General features: G+C 29.5%; 3 protein-coding genes, 2 tRNA genes and 3 rRNA genes. 7 read left to right on the top strand and 1 reads right to left on the bottom strand.

Going from position 1 to position 4,613, the window contains the following annotated elements; genetic code table 11:
* The 5 genes from rrf (T483_RS30215) to T483_RS0118180 form a co-directional block, all read left to right on the top strand.
* Window positions 1–90: ribosomal RNA gene (gene rrf / locus T483_RS30215) — 5S ribosomal RNA — on the top strand; the annotation flags it as partial.
* A gap of 7 nt (window positions 91–97) precedes the next feature.
* Window positions 98–173, top strand: a tRNA-Lys gene (locus tag T483_RS0118165).
* A 294-nt stretch (window positions 174–467) separates the two neighbouring features.
* Window positions 468–1,415, top strand: a complete 948-nt coding sequence (locus tag T483_RS0118170; RefSeq protein ID WP_026888110.1) for an L-lactate dehydrogenase — start codon at window positions 468–470, stop codon at window positions 1,413–1,415.
* A 170-nt stretch (window positions 1,416–1,585) separates the two neighbouring features.
* Window positions 1,586–1,702 (top strand): 5S ribosomal RNA (gene rrf, locus T483_RS0118175).
* A 5-nt stretch (window positions 1,703–1,707) separates the two neighbouring features.
* Window positions 1,708–1,783 (top strand) — tRNA-Lys (locus tag T483_RS0118180).
* Between the two features lie 279 nt (window positions 1,784–2,062).
* Here T483_RS0118180 and T483_RS0118185 read toward each other — a convergent pair.
* Window positions 2,063–2,812 carry a signal peptidase II gene (locus T483_RS0118185; protein WP_026888111.1) on the bottom strand — a complete coding sequence of 250 codons (750 nt, stop codon included), beginning with the start codon at window positions 2,810–2,812 and terminating at the stop codon, window positions 2,063–2,065.
* Between the two features lie 225 nt (window positions 2,813–3,037).
* On the opposite strand from T483_RS0118185, the gene T483_RS0118190 reads away from it, so the two are divergent.
* The gene (locus T483_RS0118190) at window positions 3,038–3,844 is read left to right on the top strand and encodes a pyruvate, water dikinase regulatory protein (RefSeq protein ID WP_026888112.1); all 807 of its coding nucleotides are present in this window, start codon (window positions 3,038–3,040) and stop codon (window positions 3,842–3,844) included.
* A 590-nt stretch (window positions 3,845–4,434) separates the two neighbouring features.
* Window positions 4,435–4,613 (top strand): 16S ribosomal RNA (locus T483_RS0118195); the annotation flags it as partial.

The following is a 4,613-nucleotide window of genomic DNA, read 5'->3' on the forward strand; positions in this document are numbered from 1 at the left end:
CTCCTTCCCATTCCGAACAGGAAAGTTAAGGTCTATAGCGCCGATGGTACTGCATGGGAGACTGTGTGGCAGAGTAGGACGTTGCGAGGTAAGATTTGCGTGATTAGCTCAGTTGGTAGAGCACCTGACTCTTAATCAGGGTGTCCAGGGTTCGAATCCCTGATGACGCACCATAACAAAGGTTGTTAATTTTATTAACAACCTTTTTTGTTTTAAAATAAATTGTTAATAAGATAATTTATTTTCTGTATTATAAACATTTGAGAATAAAAAGTTTGATTAATTTATTAATTAGATAAATATTGAATACTAAGATTGATTTTATATTTTTAGAATAAAGTTGAGATAGTGTATAATATAATCCATAATATTTGATAGTGCATATATAAGTAATTATAGGTGAATAAATGATTGTAAAATAAAAATAATAATATGAGTAAGAATAAATTTCTTAAAAGGAGTTATATATGAGTTTAAAAAAAAGTAAAGTTGCTATTATAGGAACAGGATTAGTAGGATCTAGTACAGCCTTTAGCTTGATGACTCAAGGTGTATGTGATGAAATATTAATGATTGATATAAACGAAGAAAAGGCTTTAGGGGAAGTAATGGATTTAAACCATTGTATTGAGTATTTAAATAGAAATATAAAAATTGTTAGAGGAAGCTACGAGCAGTGCGGTGATGTAGATATTGTAGTGATAACAGCAGGTGCACCACCTAAGCCAGGGCAAACTAGATTAGACACACTAGAGTTATCAGCTAAAATAGTAGAATCTATTGTAAAGCCAATAATGAAGAGCGGATTTAAAGGTCACTTTATTGTTATTTCAAATCCAGTTGATATGATAGCATATCATGTTTATAAGATATCTGGGTTGCCAAAGAGTCATATTATAGGCACTGGTACTTCAGTTGATTCAGCTAGACTAAAAAATTTCATTGGAGAACTACTAAATGTAGATCCGCGTAGTGTGCAAGGATACTCAATGGGAGAACATGGAGATTCACAGATGGTTCCATGGTCTCACGTTACAGTTGGAGGAAAGTCATTTTATGAGATATTAAAAGATAATAAAGACAGAGTAGGAGAAGTTGATTTAGATAAATTGGTCTTAGAAACAGCAAGAGCAGGCTGGGAAGTGTATAATAGAAAAGGAACAACGTATTATGGTATAGCAACAGCAGCTGTAGGAATTATAAAAGCGATTATAAATGATGAAAATAAAATAATGCCAGTATCCACATTATTAGATGGTGAGTATGGAGAAAAGGATGTTTTCTGTGGAGTACCTGCTGTTTTAAACGCTGATGGAGTTAAAGAAGTAGTGGAAATCCATATGACAAAAGAAGAATTGAGTAAGTTTAAAAAATCTTTAGATTTAATAAAAGAATATATAGAAAAAATAAAATAAATAAAATAAATAAATTTTATTTATAGATAAGTGTTGACATAATAGATAATACTATGTATAATAATATCTTGTTGAGACAAGTTTTCGACAAGATATTATAAATAATTATTATAAAGATTATTTTATGAATTTAAAGCAAAAGATAAAGAATTTATCAATTATTGCTTAAATCTCGTGATGATGGCATAGAGGTAACACTCCTTCCCATTCCGAACAGGAAAGTTAAGGTCTATAGCGCCGATGGTACTGCATGGGAGACTGTGTGGCAGAGTAGGACGTTGCGAGGTAAGATGGTTCACTAGCTCAGTCGGTAGAGCACATGACTTTTAATCATGGTGTCCCGGGTTCGATTCCCGGGTGAGCCACCAATTACTTTATTAAAAGTAATTTTATTTGAAAACTTGCTTAGTATTTATATAAAAAAAGAGTTTTACTTTGAGTAAAACTCTTTTTTATTTTTCTCATTAAGTTTTTAAGTATATTATATATACGTTGCAATTAAGCTTCATATTTTTGTCTTAATTGAGTACTTAACTTACTAAAGTTTTAAATGTAAGTTCATTATTGCAACATGTATACTGCAAATTTATATAATAAATAATATCAAATAAGTATTCATAGGTATTATTAATTTATCATATAAGTGTTTAGAAGGATTTGAACTTATGAGAAATATCTTTTTTTATAAATAAGAAGAAATTTTTCAATGATTGGATATCTTCTTTAAACGATGTATCTTCATTAGATGCAAGGTATCCATTATTGAACATAGTAAGGGCAAAGAATAATATTCCTATATTAATATATAAGTCTTTTATATCAGCAATAAATAAATTGCTTATTCCTATAAAATCTAAACTACCTCCATAAAAGATCTTGTCAATTAATGAACAGGTGGCACCGCAACATACAAAGATAAAACACATATCTGCCCAAAAATCCTTATTTCCTTTGTATAAATAATATCTATATACCTCAATAAAAATGATAATAGCAAATATATTTATAGTTATTAAAATTGGAAAATTGACAGATGCTCCAAATCTAGCATTTAGCCAAGAACCTTCAGTATTAATTATAGGTCTAAAATATAACAAGTTAGGGATTATTGAAAAATCATTATTAAACCACAAGAGTTTAATTAATATCTTTATTCCTTGATCAAATAGAAGAAGAAACAAAAATAGAATTACAAGTATATTAGATTTAAATCCATGTTCGTGCTTAATTCCAATTATGTAGCTAAATAGACCAACTAATGCAAATAATATAATTAGTATAATGTTAAAGAAAATTGTTCTGAAATCATTAATTCTTCCAGTGATAAGCTCGAATAAGACATATATAGTCCACATCAAAGGAAGAATACTTATAGTTAACACTTTTTTATTTTTCATAAAAGTACCTCCAACTGTAATTGTATTACGTTATACTAAAGTGTAACATATAGTAAAAAAAAATTCACTACTGTTAAATAAAGCAAATTTAGTTTAATATAAAGATAGGAAAAAAATATATGCATAATTAATTAAAATATTGTCGGTTATGGTCAAGGTATATATTTATAAAAAAAGAGTAAGGTATAAAAAGCACTATGAGATTATGAGAAAGAAGGTATAAATATGTTAACAATTTTGGCGGTGTCAGATTCAATAGGAGAAACTGCGAACCAAGTTGCCGTTGCAGCGGCAAGCCAATTTACAGAAAAGGTAGATGTTAAAAGAATTCCATATGTAAAATCTTTAGAAGATGTTGAGGATGTAATGAATATTGCAAATGAGTGCGAAAGTGTGATAATTGTATCCACTATAATTACTGTTAATGTAAGAGAACATTTGACGCAAAAAGCAATGGAAAAAAATATATCGGTTATGAATGTATTAGGACCAATAATAAATGTAGCATCAACTATATTGAACACACATCCTACATACAATCCAGGCGCTATGAGGCAAACAGACGAAGTGTATTTTAAGAGAATAGAGGCTATGGAATTTGCTATGCAATATGACGATAGTAAAGATTATAGAGGATTAAAAAATGCTGATGTTGTATTAATTGGACTTTCAAGAACTTCCAAAACACCACTATGCATGTATCTAGCCAATAAGGGAGTAAAAGCTATAAATATTCCTTTAATGCCTGAGGTGGGGGTTCCAGATGAGATATATGAAATCGATAGGAAAAAGATATTTGGATTAACTATAAATCCACTTAGGTTAATTGAAATACGGAAAAGAAGATTGGATAAGTTTCATAGGATTACATCAGATATCGAATATGCAGGAGATGCGAGAGTTCTAGAAGAACTTGATTTTGCAGATAAAATAATGAGGAAAATAGGATGCAAAACTATAGATGTTACAGAAAGAGCTATTGAAGATACTGCCCTAATTATTTTAGAGAGAATAGGGTATAATAATAAATAAGTTATTAATGCGTAAACCAATTAGAAAGAAATCATTTAATATATTAGTAATATACTAAAGATAAAGTTTTAAATAGCAAATCCTGATTACAAAAATATTTGCAATCAGGATTTGCTATTTTTATATATGGCATATTGAATTCTTTTATATAAATATAATATCAATAAATAATGATTAGTGAAATTACGCATCATTATGTAATATAACTACGCCGAGTGTATCACTAATAGCATTAGAGAGAATTACATATAAATTTGGCATCATAGTGGATATAAACACGTTTAATGGTATAATTTGATATATTAATATAATTATTATATATGTTAAGATAAAAAACGTCGCTGAGACACATAAATAACTTCAATATGAATTAGTAAAAATATGTTTAGATATAGTTTGAAAAAATTCAAAAAAAGTTATTGACAGTCTATAAAACAGATGATATACTAAGAAAGTCGCTTAAGGGTGACATAATTAGTAACTACAATAAAATGTAGGAAAGAAAATTGGTCTTTGAAAATTGAACAGAATGATATAAATACATTTAAGTAAACCAGCAATTTTTATTTGAGTAAGCTAAGATTAAACTTTTAATTGAGAGTTTGATCCTGGCTCAGGACGAACGCTGGCGGCGTGCTTAACACATGCAAGTCGAGCGATGAAGTTCCTTCGGGAACGGATTAGCGGCGGACGGGTGAGTAACACGTGGGTAACCTGCCTCATAGAGGGGAATAGCCTTTCGAAAGGAAGATTAATACCGCATAAGATT

The sequence above is a fragment of the Clostridium beijerinckii HUN142 genome, assembly GCF_000621745.1.
Classification (GTDB): Bacteria; Bacillota; Clostridia; order Clostridiales; family Clostridiaceae; genus Clostridium; species Clostridium beijerinckii_A.